Source organism: Veillonella sp. CHU110, from assembly GCF_003992255.1.
Taxonomy (GTDB): Bacteria; Bacillota; Negativicutes; order Veillonellales; family Veillonellaceae; genus F0422.
In genome coordinates, this window is sequence record NZ_RQVA01000006.1 from 48,654 (window position 1) to 72,413 (window position 23,760).

Here is a 23,760-nt window from a genome sequence, read left to right on the forward strand (position 1 = left end):
CACTAAAAACTCAATCTACATTGTTCAGTACCACTTTTAAGTTTACTTAAAATAGGAACAAATGTCAAACTAAGAAAGTAGCCAATCTACTATACTTACTACATGTATACCATCATAATCATCATCTAATGCCAAATCCATAGAAAGAACTATTTTTTTATAGTTATTAGGAATTTTTTGTAATGGTTTTAGCTCTCTTTGTCTTACTGTTTCATCCTTCATTGTTTCCGTTACTTGAATATAAAGTTTTTCCGTTGCTGTTGTTGCAATAAAATCCACTTCTAATGTATCTACCTTACCAATAGCTACATCGTATCCTCTTCGCAATAGCTCAAGATATACTACATTTTCTAAAGCATGCCCTCGATCCCTATCACGTATTCCTAGCAAATAATTACGCAATCCCATATCGACAATGTAGTACTTACCCAAGGTACGCAAATATTCTTTTCCTTTTATATCAAATCGTTTGACATCATAGAATAAATAGGTTTCTTTTAACGCGCCTATATAAGCAGCAATCGTTTGATTGGCAGGCTTCCCTTGTTTTTCACGATTCACTATCATCTGTTCAGATACAAGAGTATTGCTAATAGAGTTAAATGATGTAGTATTTCCAATATTATCGGCTAAAAATAAAATTATTTTTCTAAGTAATTCTGCATCGGTGACTTGCCGTCCTTTACGATTTCTTTCACGCTCTAAAATATCACGCACCACTACAGTAGAATACACGCCATCTAATAGTATGAAAGCTTTATCCTGTTCTAATCCTACATCTGCTATCCCTGGCATGCCACCATACCGCATATACGCATCGAATAAATCACTTAGTTCTACAATATCCTGTTGCTCATTCACTGCGCGTTTCTTAACATGTCCCATGGGCGTTTTATATTCTGTAACTTGATATCCGTGAAAGTCTATAAATTCACTAAACGATAACGGATACATTTTAATTTCAACATATCTTCCAGATAAATAAGTGGAATATTCCGATGATAACAAATACGAATTGGACCCCGTAATATAAATATCGCAATTAAAATCTACTCGGAACGAATTAATAGCTAATTCCCACTGATCAATCTTCTGAAGTTCATCAAAAAATAAATAGTATGTATTCTCTGTGGTAACTTTATTTTTCACATAATTGTATAAATCCTTATAGGTCATTTCTTGAAATGTTAAAGATTCAAAATTAATGGCTATAATTTGCTCCTCAGGGATTCCTTGCCGTATTAAATATTCCTGCATTAAAAGCATTAAGCTAGATTTTCCACAACGTCTGATTCCAGTGATGACTTTAACAGGTTCTGTATCTTTAAAAGCAATCAGCTGTTCTAAATATTTGTGTCGTACTTTTAATTGTTTCCTACGATTCATTCGTATCACTCCTTTTACATGTATTATACCCCAAACTTCTATTTTTAGAAAGTTTAGGGCATTAATACCCCAAACTTTTATTTTTCAAGAGTTTAGGGCATGAATACCCTAAATTTACAAACAAAAAATGCCACGTCTTAGCGTAGCATTTCTGTAAAAGCAAATTAATTGTCCCATACTTTCGGGATATAATATTCTGTAAATAGTTTGATGGCATAGTTATCCGTCAGTCCCGCCACATAATCCACGATATCTTGGTCTGTGATAGGATTATCATGGTGGATTTCATGACGAATTTCTTCTGGATGCTCTTTATAATACATAAAGAGGTGTTTTACTACATAATCGCCTTTATTTCGATCTGGAATTAATGAAGGAGCACGATAGACTCGTTCAAACATAAAGCGACGGAAAATATTCATGGTTTCTACCCCACGGTCCGACATGGAAATCACAGGTTGATCCATAGAAGATGTCACCATATCTGTCACCATAGCCGTAATCATCTTAGAATGGGTATCTCCAAAGACTTGTACCACTTCTTTCGGCAAATCATCTACCTTTAGCATATGTGCACGCAGTGCATCATCAAAATCATGGCATAAGTACGCAATACGGTCAGCTGTACGAATAATTTGCCCCTCTAGAGTAATCGGTATATGAGAACCTGTATGACCTAAAATACCATCACGAACTGCCGTAGTTAAGTTGAGTCCTCGTCCATTTTTTTCAATACTTTCCACCATGCGCAAGCTCTGTTCATTATGATTGAAATGGCCTACCATATCACGAAGAGCATATTCCCCTACATGACCAAATGGCGTGTGTCCCACATCATGGCCCATAGCGATAGCTTCTGTCAAATCTTCATTCAAACGCAAAGCACGGGCAATAGTCCGACCAATTTGACCTACTTCCAAAGTATGTGTCATACGAGTTCGGTAATGATCTCCAGGTGCAATATAAACCTGAGTTTTATGTTTTAATCGGCGGAAACATTTACTATGAAGAATACGATCCCGATCCCGCTGAAAATCTGTCCGATACGGATCTTGTTCTTCTTCACGGTCACGCACAGACTCTCTGCTCTTAGCTGCATAAGGACTTAGAATCGTGTATTCTCGTTCTTCTAGCATTTCACGAATACTCATATGACACCTCCTCACTTATCGCGTTTCCATGACGCGATTTTTTTGAATGATTTGCATTACCATTCCTGCCGTTTCCTCAATGGATTTGTTTGTCACATCAAGGACGGGACAATGCAACCGTCTCATCACAGTTTTTGCGTAATTTAATTCTTCTTCAATACGGCTTACATTCGCATAGTTAGCGTCTGCATGTAACCCCATTGTACGAAGACGTTCTTCACGAATATTGTTTAGTTTGAAAGGATCAATAATTAACCCCACAATTTTGCGACCAGGGATTTGGAATAATTCCTCTGGCAAAGGTACTTCTGGTACCAATGGCAAGTTGGCAGCTTTTATTTTTTTGTAGGCTAAGAACATGGACAATGGTGTCTTACTTGTACGAGAAATACCAATAATGACAATATCTGCTTTTTCAAAACCTTTTGGATTTTTCCCATCATCATATTTCACAGCAAATTCAATAGCCTCTACCTTTTTAAAATATTCTTGGTCTAGCTTATGAATCATACCCGGTGCCAATCGAGGCTCAGTCTCTGTCATGGTTCCCACTGCATTCATCACTGGGCCCATGATATCCACGGATTGCACCCCTTGCTCTTTACAAGCCATATCCAAGTAAGCACGAAGATCTGGCGATACAATAGTATGACAGATTACATGTCCACCAGCCGCTGCCTCTTTCACTACTTCATTGATTTGTAATTCATCATTAATATAGGGCACACGAACAATATCAATTGTTTCTTTATCATATTGACTCGCCGTAGCACGCGCCACAGATTCTGCTGTTTCCCCTAAAGAATCAGAGATTGCATAAATAATTTTAGCCATACTTACTCCTATCGTTTTCCACAATCCCAGAATAAACGAGTCACTGTCGTCTTTGAAATACGACCTAGCACTCGATATTCCTTATTTGCTTCTAATAATACCTTATCTATCACAGGGACGCAATCAATTTCGAAATCAATCATCCGTTCTACTGCTTCCACAACAGGCATATCCGGGTATGCTACTACTACTTTACTGGTCGGTGTCATAATCATAGAAATAGGCATAGTGTTTAAATCAGATCCACCTAAGGAAGCTCGTAATAAATCCTTACGAGATACTACACCTTTTAATATGCCATCATCACAGATTAAGATAGTTCCCACATCTTCTGTAAACATGGTCACAATCGTATCGTACACAGATGTAGTAGAGCTCACTGCCACCACACTGGACATGACTTGTGCCACTGTAAAGCTGTTGATTTCAGCAGCTAAGGGATTATTCGCCACTTTACCCACATAGTAATACCCTACCTTAGGGCGTGCGTCTAAAATACCCATCATCGTTAATACCGTCAAATCTGACCGCAAGGCTGACCTCGTTAACTCCAATTTTGTAGCGATGGCTTTCCCTGTAATAGGCCCCTCTTGCTGTACGATTTGCACGATCGATTCTTGTCGTTTTGAAAGATTCATACTATTACCTTTCTATGAAAAAGGAGACTCCTTCCAGAGCCCCCTTATGTATTACCAATCTAAAGATTCTGTATTTTGACGACCTTTGCCTGTCAAAGCATCTAGCATAATGCGTTGTTCCAATTGTGCCACCATTTTTTTAGTGGATACCACAGCATCTGGATTTACAGAAATAGAATCGATGCCATGACGAACTAAGAACTCACAGAACTCTGGATATACACTTGGCGCTTGTCCACAGATGGATACAGTTTTGCCATCTTTGTGTGCCGTTTCAATTAAATGTTTAATCGCACGTTTCACAGCCAAGTTTCTTTCATCATAAATATGTTGTACTGTTTCATTATCGCGATCACAACCCAATACAAGCATAGTCAAATCGTTGGAACCGATAGAGTACCCATCCACATATTGATTGAATTGATCTGCCAAGATAATGTTCGCAGGGATTTCAGCCATCAACCATACTTTGAAGTCTGCATTACGTTGTAAGCCATGTTCCGCCATGATGCGAGTCACTTCGGCTGCTTCCTTCACAGTACGACAGAACGGAATCATAACTTGCAAGTTTTTAAAGCCAAATTCATCGCGCACTTTTTTGATGGCTTCTAATTCTAACAAGAATGCAGGTGCATAGCGTTCATCATAGTAGCGAGAAGCGCCACGGAATCCCAATAAAGCACTGGACTCTTCTGGCTCGTACTTGTCACCACCATTCAAATCACGATATTCACTAGATTTGAAGTCGCTCAAGCGCAATACAACTTGACGAGGCGCTAAGGCTGCACATACTTTGCGCATACCTTCTGCTAAGGTATCGATAGCAAAATCACGACGTCCTGTTTCGATTAAATGCATAGGATGTTCATGGATGAAAGTAGTCCAAATGAACTCTTCACGCATTAAACCGATACCATCACAAGGTAATACACCATATTTTTCAGCCAAGTCTGGATCGCCTAAGTTCATGTAGATTTTTGTACCTGTAATAGGAGTTGGCTCAACATAGCGAGCTTCTGCAACTGGTTCTACTTTTTTCGTAGCTTCTTCTAAAATTCCATCATACACAATACCATTCGTAGCATCTACAGTAATCATTTGACCGTCGGTAATCGTTTTAGTAGCTTCTTCACTGCGAGATTTTGTACCTACAATACATGGAATCCCCAACTCACGGCTTACGATAGATGCATGACAAGTCATACCACCAGCATCGGTGACAATGGCTTTCGCTTTTTTCATGGCTGGTACCCAGTCAGGAGCAGTCATTGTAGTAACAAGGATTTCTCCTTCTTTGAAATCATCGATATCTTCTGGATTTTCGATGACATGGGCACGACCTGCTGCTTTACCTGGGCTCGCAGGAAGACCTTTTACAATAATCTTACGTTCTGTGGTAGTCGCTTCTACTACAGCTTCTTCTTTTTCTTTCTTTTGAGAGAATACAGTTTCTGGGCGAGCTTGTAAAATCCATACTTTTCCATCGCGCTCATCAATGCCCCATTCCATATCCATGTAGCAACCATAATGTTTTTCAATCGCTTTAGCATAGGTTGCTAGTTCGATAACTTGTGCGTCTGTAATCACTTGTGCACGAGCCTCTTCATCAGGAATTTTAATTTCTTCACAATCTCCATCAGGTTTACGTACTAATGCTACGTTTTTATCATTAATCATACGATCTGTAATTTGCATCGTCGCTTTGTCTACAGTGAAATTATCTGGTGTTACAGTACCTTGTACTACATATTCACCAAGGCCCCAAGAACCTTCAATGATGATCGATTTGTCATCGCCATTCATAATGTTCACAGAGAACATAACACCTGCTGCTTTGGAGTATACCATCATTTGGATAGCCGCAGACAAGGCTACCGTCATATGGTCAAAACCTTGTTTTACACGATAGTAGGTAGCACGGTCTGTGAAAGTAGATGCATAGCATTCTTTAACTTTCGCAATGATCATATCTGCGCCACGAACATTTAAGTATGTATCTTGTTGACCCGCAAAGCTAGCATCTGGCAAATCTTCTGCCGTAGCACTAGAACGAACTGCTACAAATGGGTTTTCTTCCCCAACCTTTTGAGCTAACTCTTCATAGCCCTTGCGAATCGCCTCAGCTAATGGAGCTGGCATTTCTTCATCCATAATCATTTGACGGACTTCTGCAGTGACTTTACGTAACAACGCAGAGTTCTCTACATCATGCAATTCTTCCAATTTAGCTTTAATACGTTCCACCAAACCAGTTTCTTCCATGAAATAACGATATCCATGGGCTGTCGTAGCATAGCCATAAGGAACAGGAACATTCGTAGAAGAAGTCATTTCTCCTAAAGAAGAAGACTTACCACCAACAATATCCACATCCTCACGATGCAATTCATCAAACCAAAGAACATATGCAGTATCACGACTCATGATTCATCCTCCATTAGAAATAGTATTCATAATTTAATTATATAGTACAACACATATAATAAATAGTCAAGCATTATTAAGAATGTAAGTAAAAGTGATTCAGAAAAATAATCGTCATATGCCCCAATTTATTAATAAAAAACTCCAGATAATAGCATAAGTTAAGGTAGAATATACATTCAATCATCTTATAACCGATATACCATAATTAGTATAGTACAAATAAAAAAGCACCCTATACGGGTGCTATGAATAGATTGACTAAGTGGGAGTCGAACCACACGCTTCGGACGTTTTACCTGCTATACAGCGCCCTAGGTCTTAACTTTAAGGACTGTTTTTCAAGCCATCACCAATATTTCTATTAGCGGCCTAAGGAAACCCCTCTAGTTCAGTTTTTCTTGTAAAGGCCCGCGTTCTGCTGCCATTAAACTACTAGTCAATCTATTTGAATCTATTATTCCATCTTTTTAATACTTTTGCAACTATTTGTCATGTGATTGTATTAATCTTATAGCTATGCTCAACCGATTAAATCAGTCTAACCCAAGCAGAGGAACGCAGTTAGACGTAGTAGCCTTGTGGCGGTCCTTTACTGACTATTTCATACGAACACAAGAAGAGCACCACATGTTCCTGAACAAACCTACCGTAGGATCAGTTTGAGAAGGAATATGTGGTGCTCTTCCCTTTACACTATTTAGTTAAAACTGCCACAGGCTACATAGACTAACAAGAGACGATTTTGATGAATTTCCGCTTTCCAACTTGCAACACCATACCGTCTTTCAACACGATATGCTCTTCATTGCATTTTTCGCCATCAATTTTGAATGCTCCAGCTTTAATGGATCGTCTAGCTTCTCCATTACTTGCTGTTAATCCTGCATCAGATAATAATTGTGGAACGAAAACAGGTTCTTCTGTAATAGCTACTTTATATTCAGGAATGTCTGTTGGCATCGCATGTTTTTGGAACACACGAACAAACTCTTCTTGACCAAAGTTAGCTGCTTCTTCACCGTGGTACAAACGAACGATAGTATGAGCCAATTTCATTTTCACATCTCTTGGATGCGCTGTACAAGATTCTAGGTCCTTAGCCAATTGTTCTTGCTCTTCAATAGACATATCTGTGACAAGCATAAAATAACGCATCATCAGCTCATCTGGAATCGACATAGCTTTACCATACATCTCAGCCGGAGCCTCACTAATACCGATGTAGTTACCAAGGGATTTACTCATTTTTTGAACCCCATCAAGGCCCTCTAAGATCGGCATCGTAATGATCGTTTGCTCTGGCATTCCCTCTTCACCTTGTAAATGACGGCCCATTAACAAGTTGAAAGTTTGGTCAGTACCGCCAAATTCTACATCAGCTTTCAAAGCGATAGAATCGTAACCTTGCATCAATGGATACATGAACTCATGAATGCTAATTGGTCGACCTTCTGTATATCGTTTATGAAAGTCATCTCGTTCTAACATACGAGCTACGGTGTATTTAGAAGCGAGTTTCAATACATCTGCGAAGTCTAATTTACTCAACCATTCGCTATTGAAACGAACTTCTGTTTTTTCAGGATCTAAGACTTTAAAGATTTGCTCTTGATATGTTTTCGCATTGGTAATGACTTGTTCTTCTGTCAATGGAGGACGTGTCACACTTTTACCAGTAGGGTCACCGATACGAGCTGTAAAGTCACCGATTAAGATAATGACTTTATGTCCAAAATCTTGAAATAATTTCAACTTACGCAATACTACCGTATGTCCTAAGTGAATATCTGGTGCCGTTGGGTCCAAGCCTAATTTAATAATCAACGGCGTATTAGTTGCCACGGATTTTTCTAATTTCTTTTTAAATTCATCTTCTGGTAAAAGATCAGCCACCCCATGGGAAATGAGGCGAAACTGTTCTGCTGCACTAATCATACATATCTCCTATTCTGAACCTTTCGAGGATTTAGGAACTGTAGCCGGCTCTTTCGTAGGGCCTGCTTGTTTTTTAGATCCTCCATCATCTGATGGTGATGGACTATCATCATTACTTACCTCGTCTTGTTTATCCTTATCTTTGTCTTTATCATCTTTTTTATCTTTATCGTCTTTTTTGTCTTTAGCTGGGTTTACATTACCTGCATAAGCTTCTTGTCCAACACCATCTGGAACAGGGAAGTTAGATGCTGGCGTATTCGCTAAGACAGATTGCATATACTCACGCCAGATAATCGCAGGGGTTTGACCACCTGTAATACCTCGTAAGTTCTCAGCCCCACTATCATCACCAATCCATACGACAGTGACTAACTCAGGAGTGTATCCAGCGAACCAAGCGTCTTTTTCATCATCAGTTGTTCCCGTTTTACCGGCTGCTGGTCGACCAAAGTACGCTTTAGTACCTGTACCTTGCTTAACAACAGATTCCAACATATTCGTCATCATATATGCATACTTAGCATCTACAACACGAGTTTCTTCTGGAGACCCTTCTTCTACGATGGCGCCATTACGGTCGATGATTTTTGTAATGGATACAGGTTTAACTTTCACACCATTATTTGCAAAAACACCATAAGCAACAGCTAAATCAATTGGTTTAACTCCATGTGTCATACCACCTAATGCAACCGCTAAATTATCTCGATCGCCTTCCTGGATAGTAGAAATACCCATTTGTTCTGCTAAACTTAAGACTTTTTTCATGCCAACCTTGTTAGCAGCCATAACTGCAATCACGTTATTAGAATGTACCACTGCACTACGCATAGTCATAGCACCTGAGTGATTTCTAGAATAGTTCTGCGGTGTCCATCCATAGAATTGAGTAGGTTTATCTACATATACAGTACCTGGATTATCCCCTTCCTCTAAGGCCGCTAAATAGACGATTGGTTTAAAGGAAGATCCTGGTTGACGAACAGCCATAGTGGCACGGTTAAAGGAGTCACCTCCACGACCACCTACCATCGCTATAATATGTCCATTATGAGGATTGATCGAGATCAACGCACCTTGAGGCTGATGTAATCCATTTTCATCAGTATAGTAATCAGGCAAGTTTTGCATAGCTTTCTCTGCAGCACTTTGTGCCTTTCTATCGATCGTCGTATAGATTTTCATACCTTCTTTGTAGATGGCATCAGCTCCATATCGTTCAGATACTTCATTGATCACATAATCGATGAAATACCCTAAACCACCATGTTCAGATGTAGTTTCTGGTTTTTCTGCCAACTGTAAATCTGCTTGTTTTGCTTCTTCGGCTTGTGCAGGAGATAAGTAATCATATTTTACCATCTGTCCCAACACAACAGCCTGTCTATCTTTAGCTGCTTGTAAATTGGTAAATGGGGAGTAATAGTTTGGACTTTGTGGTAATCCTGCTAATACCGCCATTTGTGCTAATGAAAGATCCTGTACATCTTTACCAAAGTATACATGCGATGCAGTTTGTACACCATATGCACCTTGACCAAAATAAATTTGGTTCATATACATTTCTAAAATTTCTTGCTTCGTATATTTTTGTTCAATCCGCAATGCTAACAGTGCTTCCATCACTTTACGTTTGAATGTACGATCTTGCGTTAAGAAAGCATTACGAGCTAACTGTTGCGTGATAGTAGAACCGCCTTCAGCTACACCATCGTGAGCAAGATTTACCCACAAAGCACGCATGATACCAATTGGGTCAATACCATGGTGACTATAAAAACGATTATCCTCTGTCGCAATAAATGCATTTTGAAGGTTCTTTGGCATATCTGCCAATTTCACTGGCAATCGATTTTCCGTGGAATGAACCGTCGTAATTAACTCCCCATCAGCATCATAAATTTGAGATGAAGCTGCTGGTTTTACATTACTCACATCTGGCAACGAAGACATAGTGGCTCCTAAAAAGCCACAACCTGCGCCTGCCACAATTAATATAAACAAGATAAAGAACATCCAAAAGGATCGTTTCCATGATGATTTTTTCTTTACCGGTTTCTTTTTCACAATCCGTCTCCGAGGAGGAACAGACGTTGATGAACTAGGACTCATATGTCACCTCTCTAAAGCTCATTATTTCCTATAGAACTCCCTTAATTATACTCTATTTGCATATTTTTGTACAAATCGAATTATATCCCTAGCATATCACTACAACTTAGAAAAATATGAACGTCATCAAAACAAACCTAACATAAGATTCGTTATTTCAACAGTACTGTAGTCGCACCTGCACCACCTTCATCTAAGCTTGCCACATCGTAATCACCAATGCCAGGCAAAGTCCTTAAATATTCATGTACTCCAGCACGTAAGGCACCAGTTCCTTTACCATGTATAATACGAACAGAGTTCAACCCTGCCAAAATAGCTTGATCAATAAATCGACCTACTTCTACAACAGCTTCATCTACCGTTTTACCAATGATGTTTAATTCCGTTGACGCCTGTTGTTGGCGAACTACAGCCAACCCTGACCGTTTCCGTTGACGATTGGACATAGGTGCAGGATTTTCTTTACGCAATAAAGCACTAGCTTCCTCACGAGTGGCTGCTAATAGATCCTTTTCTTTCACAGTCACCGTTAGTCCATTCATATCCACTTGAATCCGTTTCCCTTGGATAGCCAATATAGTTCCTAACGATTGTAGGTTATCTAGGAACACTACATCGCCCACTTTTACCTTAGTCACATCTAATTGATCTCGTTTTTCTATCACACCTGTAGGAACAGCTACATTGGATACGCCTTTTCTAGCTTTAGAAATAGCATCTTGACGCTTTTGTTTATCCGTTTCATTAAAGGAACCTTTTAACTCTTTAATGATTTGTTCACTTTCAATACGAATTGAACGCTTCATATTTTGCGCTTCTTCACGTGCTTTTTCTAAGATAACTTTTTTCTTATCTTGTAATGCTTTTTTATCTCGCATCACTTGGGTACGCATACGGCGAACTTCTTCTTGTTCTTTTTTCAAAGCTCGTTCTCGTTCTTGCATTTTACGTAGCTCTTGGTTTAACTCACGGAGCATATCTTCCATAGCACTGCGTCCATTCAGCTCCCACTGTTTGCGAGCTAAGTCTACTACCTCTTGGGGTAAACCTAAGCGTGCTGCAATGCTAAGAGCATGAGAACTACCTGCTACGCCAATATGTAAACGATATGTTGGACGCAAAGTTCTTTCATCAAACTCTACATGACCATTTTCGACACCTTCCGTTTGGTATGCATAGGTTTTCAGCTCATTATAGTGAGTGCTGACCATCATTAATGCGCCCTTTTTACGGAAATATTCAATGATTGCAATCCCTAAGGCACTTCCTTCTTCTGGATCCGTACCAGAACCTAATTCATCTAGTAACACTAAATCATTTGGTCCTACCTTTTTCAGTATCCGAATTACCTGCGACATATGGGCAGAGAAGGTACTCAAGCTAGCTTCAATACTTTGTTCATCCCCAATATCTGCATAAATATGGTGAAAGATTGGTAACGTAGACCCACTGTCCGCTGGAATACATAATCCACTCTGGTTCATCAATGCCAACAACCCCAAAGTCTTTAAGGATACCGTTTTACCCCCAGTGTTGGAACCGGTAATTAGTAAAATACGATACTTCGTCCCCAAAGTGATGGTAGTAGGCACTACCACATTAGGAGCCAACATAGGATGGCGAGCTTGTAGTAGGTTTACTTCTCGACCTTGACTGATCGTAGCACGAACAGCTTTCATCCGTATAGCCAACTCCGCCTTACCATAGACAAATTCTACGTGAGATACACGTTTACATGCATCCAGTAATGTATCTGCATGAGCTCGTACCAGTTCCGTTAGTTCTTTGTAAATACGAAGCACTTCTTGTTCCTCTGCCAAGATAGCCTCTTGCAATTCATTATTTAAATCCACCAAACGCATCGGCTCAATATACAAAGTAGCTCCTGTGGCAGAACGATCATGAATCAACCCTGGAAAAGCTCCTCGATATTCCTGTTTTACAGGAATGACGTAGCGATTATTACGCATAGTCACGATAGCTTCTTGAAAATATTTTTGATTATCCTTGTCCTGTAATATTCGTTGAAGGTCATTTTTAATAGCGTTCTTTGTACGACTCATAGTCATGCGCAACTGTTGTAATTTTGGTGTAGCACTATCCAATAAAACACCATAGGCATCAAAAGTCCGTTCAAAGCGTTTTGTCAGCTTATCATGATTTGCTAAATCCTGTACCCACAAAGATAGCAATGGATAGAGCAAATATTTTTCTTTAAAAAATCGATGCATCCGATTATATGCCAAGATAGTAGTATGCAAGTCCCAAAGTTCTTCACGAGTCAAAATGATTTCTTTACGACTTTTTGAACAGGTAGTACGAATATCTTTCGTGCCACTGATAGGTTGCTCCACTTCTTGCTCTAAAGAGCGCATAGCTTCCACAGTTTCATCTAGAGCATCTTCAATTTTTTGACGGTTGTGCATAGGTTGTAAATTTAGTGCATATTCTTTAGCAATGGCAGATGAACACACATCAGCTAGCTTTTGTCGTATATGTTGAAAGTCTAAGACTTGTTCACTATTCATTATGATTCCCCTAAAATTCCTTTAAAAAAGTGTCCTCGTGTGATATGAGTAGCTCCTTCTTTACTCGGTGCTTTCAAAGTCCCCTCTAGTAATTGATGATACATACTCACCTCTTTAGCAATCCATTTAGGACCTCGTTGTCTTCCATCAATGACCAACCGCTGTAACCCAGAACGGCGTAAGTCGTCGATATAGCTTTTCATATCTAGCTCTCGACTATTCATAATATGAGTGCGACAGAATGGATCTGTATAGATAGGGAATAACTCACCTTTTCTATCTTGTAAGGAATACTCTTTTTTCGTGCATACTAAAGGGCATCCCCGTTTATAGCCTGTACCTGCAAAACTGCTGATAGGACAATATTCAGAAATCATCAATTCTACACGGCCTTGCACAATAGCACCAATAGGCATAATGTCTTTACTAGCCATCATATTCATTTGATGTAAGGTAGCTTCTAAGGACACATTAGTAGTACTAAATCCTAAGTCATTCAATATAGCAAGAGAGTGTGAATTGAAAGTTTGCAGACCTGTATCACCTTCCACCACACCGGTATATCCCAGTTGATGTAATACTTCCAAAGCCCCCAAGAAATGCACTCGAATCCCATCTGGATTGGCTTGTACCATATGAGTTACCATATCCCTAAAGGCTGTACTTTCATTATCCTTAATCACCCTTGGGGTACTAAATAAAATTTCCTTGTTAGCCTCACGGCACATTTGTACAGCTTCTTGATATACGGAATATGCCACTGGGATTCTGTGTAATGGATCGCCAAACACAATACGGTCTACTGGCGTCATAACTGCCTGCTGCAGTCCTTCTAAGGAATCCACCAAGATTTCTAATTGTTTTGTACTAGATTCTAGGATATCCACCTGTGTAAATCCTAACACCTGTCCTACAGTTTTTGTCATATCACCCAATAGTTCCATCCCATTTGGCAAATTCTCTTTACGAGCTTCCCAGGACTCGACGTATTGACCGATAAGTAATTCCTCCATAGCATCTACGGCACTTCTGCGAAGGCTATTTAATACACTACTAGGCCACATATAAGGTCCTTCTGGAACTGTTACATGATCTAAATCAAACAGCGTATTTCCTAAACGACCTAATTGTTCCGTAATTTTCTCCACAGAGGTAGGTTTGTTAGTAGCGATTTGCAATACATATTCATCAGTGACGGTTATGGTTTGACCAGACTCTAACATCATCGTCAATGACACAGTGCTACCTTCTTCGCCATGCAAGAACATATAGGACTTGTATTTACGAGTAAAATCTTTTAACCCCCGTTGTTTGGTGTATCCACCTTGGCTGGCACGATAGACCTTGCCTGCACTAATAGTTTCCGTGAGTGAAATGTGATATATATTACGATCAAAAGTCATATCCGCCGTCACTGTAATATAGTGTACATCTCCCGTATGGGCGATGACTTTCAGCAAGTCGCCTTCTGCTACAGCCTCCTTAGTGCGCAAGACCAGCATACGTCCTTTAACCTGTCCTTCCCCAAGGTATTTTCCTAAATGGTTAGGCGCACTGATGGTCATCATCGACTTAGAGCCATTATTTTCTAAGTAGGCTGTAGAGAAACCACGATTAAACCCCTCTTCTAAACGAGCAAAATCTTCCTTAGTCGCCTGCCCCGCACGATTAATGATAGTCCGATACGTGCCGATTACTTCATGCACATAGCTTACCTTTTTCATGCGACCCTCTACTTTGAAGGATGCTACACCAGCTTCGATAAGCTCTTTCATATAGGCACTATAGTTCAAATCCTTAGGGCTCATGATATAGGTTTCTTTGTCGTGTGTAATTTGCTCACCATCTAAAGTAACCAATTGATATGGCAAGCGACATGGTTGGGCACAAGACCCACGGTTCCCACTACGACCACCGATAAAACTACTCATCAAACATTGTCCAGAATAAGAAATACAAAGAGCTCCATGAATAAAGACTTCTATTTCAGCCTTTGCATGTTTACAGATATGACGGATTTCATCTAAGCTCAATTCTCTAGATAAAACCACTCGTGTAAAACCCAATCGTTCTAAAAATTGTACAGTCTCTAAATTGGTAGCTGTCATTTGGGTACTTCCGTGAAGTTCTAGAGAAGGTGCTACTTGACGAGCAATTCTTGCCACGCCCAAATCTTGTACAATAATGCCGTCTACACCAATGCGTTCTAACTCACGCAAATGATCTGCTAAGGCTTTGCTTTCACGATCACCTACTAGAATATTCACGGTTACGTAAATACCCACTTGTAATATATGAGCTAGGCGCAGAGCTTCTCGTAACTCATCATACTCAAAATTTCCTGCATGAGATCGAGCATTGAATACCTTGCCACCTAGATAAATGGCATCAGCCCCTGCTTCAAGGGCTGCCATGAAGTTTTCCATTGTCCCTGCTGGGGCTAATAATTCCATCATAACTCCTTAATACTAAATCGGTCACCCCTGAAAGAGATGACCGATTCTATACATCCCGTAGGATTTACATGTTATCGTAATGTACAACCTTTATCAGCTAATGTTGCTAAAATCGCTTGGATTCTATCTTCAATATCAGCATCTACCAATGTTCCTTCATGAGAACGGAAAGATAACGTATACGCTAAACTACGATATCCTTCTTGAATATGTTCTCCTTCATATACGTCAAAGATACGAACATCTTCTAAATACTGTCCGCCTTCTTGCTCCATGACAGACAAAATTTCTCCAGCTTGCACCGTTTTTGGTGCCACAATCGCTAAGTCACGACTTGTACCAGGGAATTTAGAAATACCTGTGAAAGAAATACCTTTACGGTTTACTTGTAACAATGCTTCTAAATCCATTTCGAACAAGTACGCTTTACCATTGATATCATAATGGCTTGCAACTTGTGGATGCAATTCACCAAAACGTACGATTTCAACATCCTCTACAGTGATACTAGCACTCACACCTGGATGTAAATAATGTTCTTGGCTACGGCTGATTTCATACTCTTCAACACCAAGATTTGCTAATACAGATTCAATAATACCTTTTAGATCATAGAAATCTACATTTCTAGCCGGTACATTCCATTCTTGGCTATCCCATTTGCCTAGGATAACCCCTGCTGCCATCGTGCGTTCTTTTGGCAATTCTGTGAGTGGTAATGCCTTCGGTTCGTACACAGCAGCCACTTCAAAGACAGCTAAATCCAAATTCTTTTGTGCTACATTGCGTTTTGCTGTTTCTAATACGCTAGGCACCAAAGTAGTACGCATTACAGGGAATTCCTCTGAAATTGGGTTCAGAATAGGAATCGCTTGATGTCTGCTATCTGTTTCAGGAATCAACAAATCTTGTAAACTATCTTTATGCATGAAACTGAAAGTAATAATTTCATCTAAACCCGATTCAGCCAAAGCATGTTTCACATCATGTACTAATGCATGCATAGGAGACACTGTCCCCGTTTGGATACGTGCCAATGGTGTAGTAGGTGCGATATTATCATAATTATGAATGCGTGCTACTTCTTCTGCAATATCTGGCATGCCTGTTACATCATCACGCCAAGATGGGATAGTTGCTACTAATGCCTTACCATCAACTTTCACGTCGAAGGATAAGGTTGTTAAAATGTTAACCATCTCTTCTTCTGCAATATTCGTACCCAAATACGCATTCACAGCTTCACTCGTGAAAGATACTGTACGCACTTCTTTCGCAGTTGGATATACATCGATTATACCTTTTGCTACCGTAGCACCTGGTGTAATGTCCAATAACAATTGTGCTGCCCGATCTAACGCTAGTGGTGTCACTTCACTATTCACACCACGTTCAAAACGACCAGATGCCTCAGAGCGCAAGCCTAATGCACGAGACGTACGGCGAATGGATGCTCCATTAAATACAGCAGCTTCCAATACAACTGTTGTTGTTGCATTGGATACTTCACTATCAGCACCACCCATCACACCAGCTACCCCTACAGGACGGTCAGCATCAGCGATAACAAGCATAGTATCTGCTAATGTGCGATCATTGCTGTCTAAGGTTTGAATTACTTCTCCCTCTGTAGCTTTACGAGCTACTAAACTATGTCCATGAAGATGATCATAGTCGTAAGCATGCATTGGTTGACCTAATTCCAACATTACATAGTTCGTTACGTCCACCACATTATTGATAGGACGAATACCGCAATTACGCAAACGATTTTGTAACCATAATGGAGATTTTTGAACTTTTACATTTTCGATTAAACGTCCCATGAAACGAGAGCATAATTCTGTATCCTCAATGGAGATACTTAAACGACCTTCAATAGACGGTCCCTCTTCTTGGACTGTGACCACTGGGAATGTAGCTTCTGATTTACCTAATACGGCAAATTCTCGGCTTAGACCCACCATGGAGAAACAATCTGCACGGTTTGGCGTTAATTCAAATTCATAGACTATATCGTTAAGACCCAATACTTCTTTTACGTCTTGACCAATAGCTGTACCTTCCGGGAAGATATAAATGCCAGTAGCTTCTTCTGGTAATACTACATCTGTAGATAAACCAAATTCTGCTACAGAGCAGAACATGCCTTCTGACGTTTGTCCGCGAAGTTTGCCCTTTTTGATTTCTGTACCATCTGCTAAACGAGATTTATGGTACGCCACAGGAACAATCTGTCCCACTGCCACATTGGTTGCGGCTGTTACGATTTGTTTCGTCACAGGCTCCCCTTCTTCTGTTAAGCATTCTACTTGGCATACTTGCAATTTATCTGCGTCAGGATGTTTCGTAATCTCAACGATTTTTCCTGTGTATATCTTTTTAATACCTGTATCACAGTTGATTACTTCTTCTACTGGAATACCCGCTTGTGTTAAGGTATCTGCAAACTCTTGAGGGTTCTCGCCAATATTCACAGATACATAGTCTTTCATCCATTGTAAACTAGCTTTCACGATAACCTCCTAGAATTGCGTTAAGAAACGTTTATCATTTTCATAGAACAAACGTAAATCATTAATACCATATTTCAACATTGCGATACGTTCTACGCCCATACCAAAGGCAAAACCTTGCACTTCATTTGGATCGTAACCATTCAATTTCAACACATTTGGATGTACCATACCACAACCAAGAATTTCTAACCAGCCTGTATGAGAGCATACACGGCATCCTTCACCGTGGCACATGCAACAAGAAATATCTACTTCTGCACTTGGTTCTGTAAATGGGAAGAAACTTGTACGGAAACGTACGGCTGTATCTTCACCAAACATGTGTTTCAAGAACAATTCCAATGTTCCTTTCAAATCAGAGAAGGTAATATTCTTGTCGATGACAAGACCTTCTACTTGATGGAACACTGGAGAATGTGTAGCATCATAGTCCCAACGATATACTTTCCCTGGTGCAATCATGCGGATAGGTGCATTTTTTTCACTGCGTTGTAATGTTCTAGCTTGCACTGGAGATGTATGGGTACGAAGTAGTACGGAGTCTGTAATATAGAAAGAATCCTGCATATCACGAGCTGGATGGTCTACAGCTAAATTCAAGCATTCAAAGTTAAAATAGTCCGATTCAATTTCAGGACCTTCTTCTACAGCATAGCCCATGGACACAAAAAATTGCTCAATTTCTTCATTGATTTGTGTTAACGGGTGCAAATGACCTTTGCGAACAGGACGACCAGGTAAGGTAATATCGATTGTTTCCTGTTTTAACTTAGCAGCCAATACGGCAGACTCCATTTGTTGTTGCACACCGTCTAATGCCTCTTCCAATGCGACACGAACTGTATTCACCAAGGCTCCCATAGCAGGACGCTCTTCTGGAGATAGTTTACCTAAGCCTTTTAACAAGGATGTAACTTCCCCTTTTTTACCTAAATAGGTAACACGAATATCCTGTAATTCCTGCAAGTTCGCAGCCCCTTGTATTTGGGCAATTGCTTTCTCTTGCAATGCTTGCAATTGTTCTTTCATTGATTCCTATCCTCCAACTATTCTTCATCTAATAACGACCATGGTAATTCTGGTAACGCCAAATCGTCAAGAACCATAAAGGTTCCACTTCCCATATAGACGAGTTCTCCCATGTCGTTATACAAACGACAAGATGTAACCATCGTGCTCTGTCCTTTGTGCTCCACATTGGATACACCACGAATTCTTGCATTGTTAGGCAATGGTTTCACAAAGTTACCATTGATTTGTGCCGTTGTCACTTGCTTTCCTAAGGTAATACAAGCCAATCCCATGAGGTAATCTGACAAACTCAAATGCACCCCACCATACACATCGCCTCGTGGATTACTGTGTAATTGTTCTTCACTGTGAAAGTCTAGTTCCACATGTCCAGGAGATACATTCTTAAGTGTTACATGATGCAACACTTCAAAAGGATGTGAACTTGTATGGTCTTGAAAATATTCCAGCAATGTCTTATGTTCCATATTTGTAACCTCTCTAAGCTTATCTCTTTATTATAGAGGATATACTACCTCATTATCAATAGATAGACCTAGAAATCCTTGATTAAATTCAACAAGCCCTCCTCATCTATCACTGGGATGCCTAATTGTTCTGCCTTAGTTAATTTACTACCTGCATCTTCACCAGCAATCACTAAGGTTGTCTTTTTGCTGACAGAGCCTGTTACCTTGGCGCCATGAGCTTCTAGGATAGCTCCTGCTTCAGTGCGTCCCATGGAAGTGAGCTTACCAGTCAATACAATAATTTGTCCTTCTAATTCATTGCCAGCTGCTTCTTGTACTTCCTCTTCTAATCGTACACCAGCATTACGCAATCCTTCAACCAATCGTCTATTACGATCATCACCGAAGTATTCTACTAAGCTTTTCGCCATAGTTGGACCGATTCCATCAATGCTAGTCAACTCATCTATGGTGGCATTCATTAGGCTATCAATGGAAGTAAAGTATTTAGCAATGGTTTGCCCTGCTTTAGCACCAATTAAACGTATACCCAGTCCAAATAAAACTCGACCTAAGCCACGTTGTTTAGAATCGTCAATCGCTTTTAGTAAGTTTTGCGCCGACTTTTTGCCCATTCGCTCTAAGGATGTAATATCCTCTTCTTTCAAATGATACAAGTCCACTACCGTTTCAATACGATGGTTGGTTACTAAGGCTTCTACAATACTTGGTCCTAATCCATCAATGTTCATGGCATCACGGGAGGCAAAGTGAATGATCCCTTCCTTCTCTACTGCAGGGCAATGTTCATTACTGCAATAGATCGCCACTTCCCCGTCACGACGTAACGTAGGAGATTCACAAACAGGACACATGCTAGGCATTTCATAAGGTGTTGCATCAGCGTGTCGTTTGTCTAGTACTACCGAAATTACCTCTGGAATGATTTCTGCCGCTTTATGAATACGCACTGTGTCACCAATGCGAATGTCTTTTTCTTTAATAAAGTCTTCATTGTGCAAAGTAGCCCGTGATACATTCGTGCCAGATACGAAGACAGATTCCAATTCTGCAGTTGGCGTTAACACCCCTGTGCGCCCTACATTGATCGTAATATCTTTGACTATGGTCTCCACTTCTTCCGGTGGATATTTAAATGCCGTCGCCCATTTCGGGTCCTTCGCTGTGGTCCCCAATGTCTCTTGGTCTTCAAAGTCATTTACTTTTATCACCATACCATCTGTATCATAGGGCAAGCTATGACGCTCTGTATCCCAATAGCGTATATGCTCCACAACCTCTGTAATAGAATCACATAACTTATAATGAGGATTTACATGAAATTTGAAAGCTTCTAATTGCTGCAGCAATTCATATTGTGTATGTATATTAGATCCTTCCGAAGAGCCAATAGCATAAGCAAAAAAATCTAAATTTCGACTTGCCGTAATGGCTGGATCTTGTTGACGTAACGAACCTGCTGCCGCATTGCGTGGATTGACAAACGTCTGCAAGCCAGCTTCTTCTCGTTCTTCATTGATCCGTTTGAACTCCTTGTGTGGCATATAAGCTTCTCCACGAATTTCAATGAAAGGAGGTGCATTTTCAATGACTAATGGAATGGACTGGATAGTTTTTACATTGGCTGTTACATCTTCCCCTACACGACCATCACCACGTGTGACAGCTCGCACAAAGAGACCATTTTCATAATGTAAGTTAACCGCTAAGCCATCAATCTTCAATTCCACCACATATTGCGGCGCATGACCCAACTCTTTTTCGCAGCGCATCCCAAATTGTTCTACTTCAGCATCATTGAATACATTACTTAAACTGAGCATACGTTGTCCATGCACTACTTTTTCAAAGCTGCCTTCTACCTTTGCCCCTACTCGTTGTGTAGGAGACGTAGGCACAATATATTCAGGATGAGCCGTTTCTAAATCCACTAATTTTCGATATAATACATCATAGTCATAATCTGAAATGATAGGCGCATCTTTTACATAGTACAAATAGGCATGATGAGCTAATTCTCTTTGCAATTGTTGAATTTCTTCTTGAATCTTCATTATATTTATTTCCTTAGTTTTTGTATCGGTGCAAATTTAGCCATAATTTGACGCAACCCTTGTGTAGGGAACTCAATTTTTAATTTTACATTAGCACCTTCACCAACTACATCAACCACTGTACCTTCGCCCCATTTCGTATGCAGAGCTGTATCACCCACAGCCCAGTCAACAACTTGTGGATTCCGAATGATCGGTTTTGTGACAGGACGGTTTGCCACCGACTGATGAAATGGCACATTGCGTTGTAATTCTTCCTTCACAGTGCGTTTTGGGCGAAGTTCTTCCACCAATTCTTGAGGAATCTCCTTTAAAAAACGAGATGGTAAATAACTCATCGTTTTACCAAATACAGTACGAGAAGCAGCATTCGATACATATAGCTCTTCTTCTGCCCTTGTAATTCCTACATAAGCAATACGGCGCTCTTCTTCCACTTCTTCAGGGTTCATCAAGGTCCTGCTATGTGGGAATAACCCTTCTTCTAAACCAGCTAGAAATACCACTGGAAATTCAAGACCTTTTGCGGCATGTAATGTCATCAAGGTCACTTTAGATTCTTCTTGTTCAAAGGAATCTACATCATTCACCAATGCTACTTGCTCTAAGAAATCTTGCAATGTACCTTCAGGATTGGTGTCCATAAATTCCTTTGCCACAGACACTAACTCCCCGATATTTTCTAACCGTGCTTGATCCTGTGGATCTGTGCTATTTTCTAGCTCCACCACATAACCAGTTCTATCTAAAATAGCTTCAATAATACCTTGTACAGAAAGTTCTGTAGCTTCATTTACAAGAGTAAAAATTAGGCCCATAAAATCTTCTAACTTTTCTTTTGTTTTTCCTTTAATCGTAGGTATTTGATCTAATTGGCTTAAGGCTAGAAACATAGAACTATTGGTAGATCGTGCAAAATCTTGTAATTTACCAACAGTAGTTAATCCAATACTACGTTTTGGCACATTAATAATACGTTGTAAACAAATATCATCAAAAGGGTTCATCAAAATTCGTAGATAGGCTAAGATATCTTTGATTTCTTTACGATCATAGAACTTCGTCCCCCCTACCATGGTGTAAGGAATTCCTCGTTTAATCATAGATTCCTCTAGTACACGAGATTGCGCATTTGTACGGTACAGAATCGCCATATCTCCATAGCTTCGATTATGAATCTCTTTTTGCTTTTTAATAGTATCCCCTATGAAAGCCCCTTCTTCTTGTTCCGACTGTGCTTCAAAATGACGGATTTTGGCACCTTCTGCTTTATCTGTCCACAATACTTTTTCAGGGCGTCCCTCGTTGTAATCAATAACAGCATTAGCAGCCTCTAAAATCGTTTTCGTCGACCGATAGTTTTGCTCTAATTTAATAAGTTTTGCCTTAGGATAATCCTTTTCGAAATCTAAGATATTTTGAATATCTGCCCCACGCCATGCATAAATACTTTGATCCACATCCCCTACGACACATAGATTATGCCATTTAGAAGCTAATAAAGATGCCAATGTGTATTGAGCATGGTTTGTATCTTGATATTCATCAATCATTATGTATCGAAATCGATGACTATACTTTTCTAATACAGTGGGATTTTCTTGCAATAATTTAACGGCCACTAATAATAAATCATCAAAATCTAAAGCATTATTTTTACGCAATTCTGCTTCATAATAATCGTACACTTTAGACACTTGTTGCGTATAGAAGTCACGAGCATTACGTCTGAAATCCTTAGCTAACTGCAATCTGTTTTTTGCATCACTAATCTGCGCCTGCATAGCTCCTACAGGATAATATTTATCATCTAAATTTAATGCCTTTATGGCTTGTTTGATAACAGTCTGCGAATCACCAGAATCATAAATAGAAAAATTTTTACTATAGCCCATAAAGGAATCTAATTCAAAACGTAAGAATTTAGCGCAGAAAGAATGGAATGTGCTGAGCCAAATACGATGTGCCGTATCACCAACCAAACCTTCTACACGTTCCTTCATTTCTTTTGCCGCTTTATTGGTAAAGGTGATGGCTAAAATTTCATAGGGGCTTACTCCTTGTGTCAACAAATAGGCGATACGATATGTTAATACTCGTGTTTTTCCTGACCCAGCGCCAGCCAATATAAGTAGAGGACCTTCTGTGGCATATACAGCCTCTTGTTGCTCTTTATTTAAACCGTCAAATATCATAATACCTCTCTTGCATA

14 protein-coding genes are annotated in these 23,760 nt (G+C 39.8%); all 14 read right to left on the bottom strand.

The features are described from left to right. Window positions 1–69 precede the first annotated feature (69 nt). The 14 genes from EO122_RS03675 to pcrA all read right to left on the bottom strand — a co-directional run bounded on the left by EO122_RS03675 (window position 70) and on the right by pcrA (window position 23,743). On the bottom strand, window positions 70–1,386 hold the full coding sequence (locus EO122_RS03675) for an ATP-binding protein (protein WP_127009422.1): 1,317 nt from the start codon (window positions 1,384–1,386) through the stop codon (window positions 70–72). 164 nt (window positions 1,387–1,550) lie between these two features. Further along, complete coding sequence (locus EO122_RS03680) at window positions 1,551–2,537, bottom strand: deoxyguanosinetriphosphate triphosphohydrolase (protein WP_127009423.1); 987 nt, start codon at window positions 2,535–2,537, stop codon at window positions 1,551–1,553. Between the two features lie 15 nt (window positions 2,538–2,552). Beyond that, a complete protein-coding gene (locus EO122_RS03685; protein WP_126937313.1) occupies window positions 2,553–3,371 on the bottom strand; it encodes a pyruvate, water dikinase regulatory protein in 819 nt (272 codons plus the stop codon). Window positions 3,372–3,379: 8 nt separating this feature from the next. Then, window positions 3,380–4,009, bottom strand: a complete 630-nt coding sequence (locus tag EO122_RS03690; protein ID WP_127009424.1) for a CBS domain-containing protein — start codon at window positions 4,007–4,009, stop codon at window positions 3,380–3,382. 51 nt (window positions 4,010–4,060) lie between these two features. Continuing rightward, window positions 4,061–6,433, bottom strand: a complete 2,373-nt coding sequence (ppsA, locus tag EO122_RS03695; RefSeq protein ID WP_127009425.1) for a phosphoenolpyruvate synthase — start codon at window positions 6,431–6,433, stop codon at window positions 4,061–4,063. 729 nt (window positions 6,434–7,162) lie between these two features. Next, the gene (tyrS, locus tag EO122_RS03700) at window positions 7,163–8,371 is read right to left on the bottom strand and encodes a tyrosine--tRNA ligase (protein WP_127009426.1); all 1,209 of its coding nucleotides are present in this window, start codon (window positions 8,369–8,371) and stop codon (window positions 7,163–7,165) included. A 9-nt stretch (window positions 8,372–8,380) separates the two neighbouring features. Next, window positions 8,381–10,486, bottom strand: a complete 2,106-nt coding sequence (locus EO122_RS03705; protein WP_127009427.1) for a penicillin-binding protein 1A — start codon at window positions 10,484–10,486, stop codon at window positions 8,381–8,383. A 152-nt stretch (window positions 10,487–10,638) separates the two neighbouring features. Beyond that, window positions 10,639–13,017 (bottom strand): endonuclease MutS2, encoded by a 2,379-nt coding sequence (locus EO122_RS03710; protein ID WP_127009428.1) that lies wholly within the window; start codon window positions 13,015–13,017, stop codon window positions 10,639–10,641. Beyond that, window positions 13,017–15,473: a DUF3656 domain-containing protein gene (locus EO122_RS03715; protein WP_240632649.1), complete on the bottom strand. Its 2,457-nt coding sequence runs from the start codon at window positions 15,471–15,473 to the stop codon at window positions 13,017–13,019. The genes EO122_RS03710 and EO122_RS03715 overlap by 1 nt, the downstream gene beginning before the upstream one ends. A gap of 71 nt (window positions 15,474–15,544) precedes the next feature. Then, window positions 15,545–17,989 carry a phenylalanine--tRNA ligase subunit beta gene (gene pheT, locus EO122_RS03720; RefSeq protein WP_127009429.1) on the bottom strand — a complete coding sequence of 815 codons (2,445 nt, stop codon included), beginning with the start codon at window positions 17,987–17,989 and terminating at the stop codon, window positions 15,545–15,547. A gap of 9 nt (window positions 17,990–17,998) precedes the next feature. After that, window positions 17,999–19,021: a phenylalanine--tRNA ligase subunit alpha gene (gene pheS / locus EO122_RS03725; protein ID WP_127009430.1), complete on the bottom strand. Its 1,023-nt coding sequence runs from the start codon at window positions 19,019–19,021 to the stop codon at window positions 17,999–18,001. Window positions 19,022–19,038: 17 nt separating this feature from the next. Then, the gene (locus EO122_RS03730; RefSeq protein ID WP_127009431.1) at window positions 19,039–19,491 is read right to left on the bottom strand and encodes a PaaI family thioesterase; all 453 of its coding nucleotides are present in this window, start codon (window positions 19,489–19,491) and stop codon (window positions 19,039–19,041) included. Between the two features lie 68 nt (window positions 19,492–19,559). Continuing rightward, a complete protein-coding gene (ligA, locus tag EO122_RS03735) occupies window positions 19,560–21,548 on the bottom strand; it encodes an NAD-dependent DNA ligase LigA (RefSeq protein ID WP_127009432.1) in 1,989 nt (662 codons plus the stop codon). Window positions 21,549–21,553: 5 nt separating this feature from the next. Next, on the bottom strand, window positions 21,554–23,743 hold the full coding sequence (pcrA, locus tag EO122_RS03740) for a DNA helicase PcrA (RefSeq protein WP_127009433.1): 2,190 nt from the start codon (window positions 23,741–23,743) through the stop codon (window positions 21,554–21,556). Window positions 23,744–23,760 lie beyond the last annotated feature (17 nt).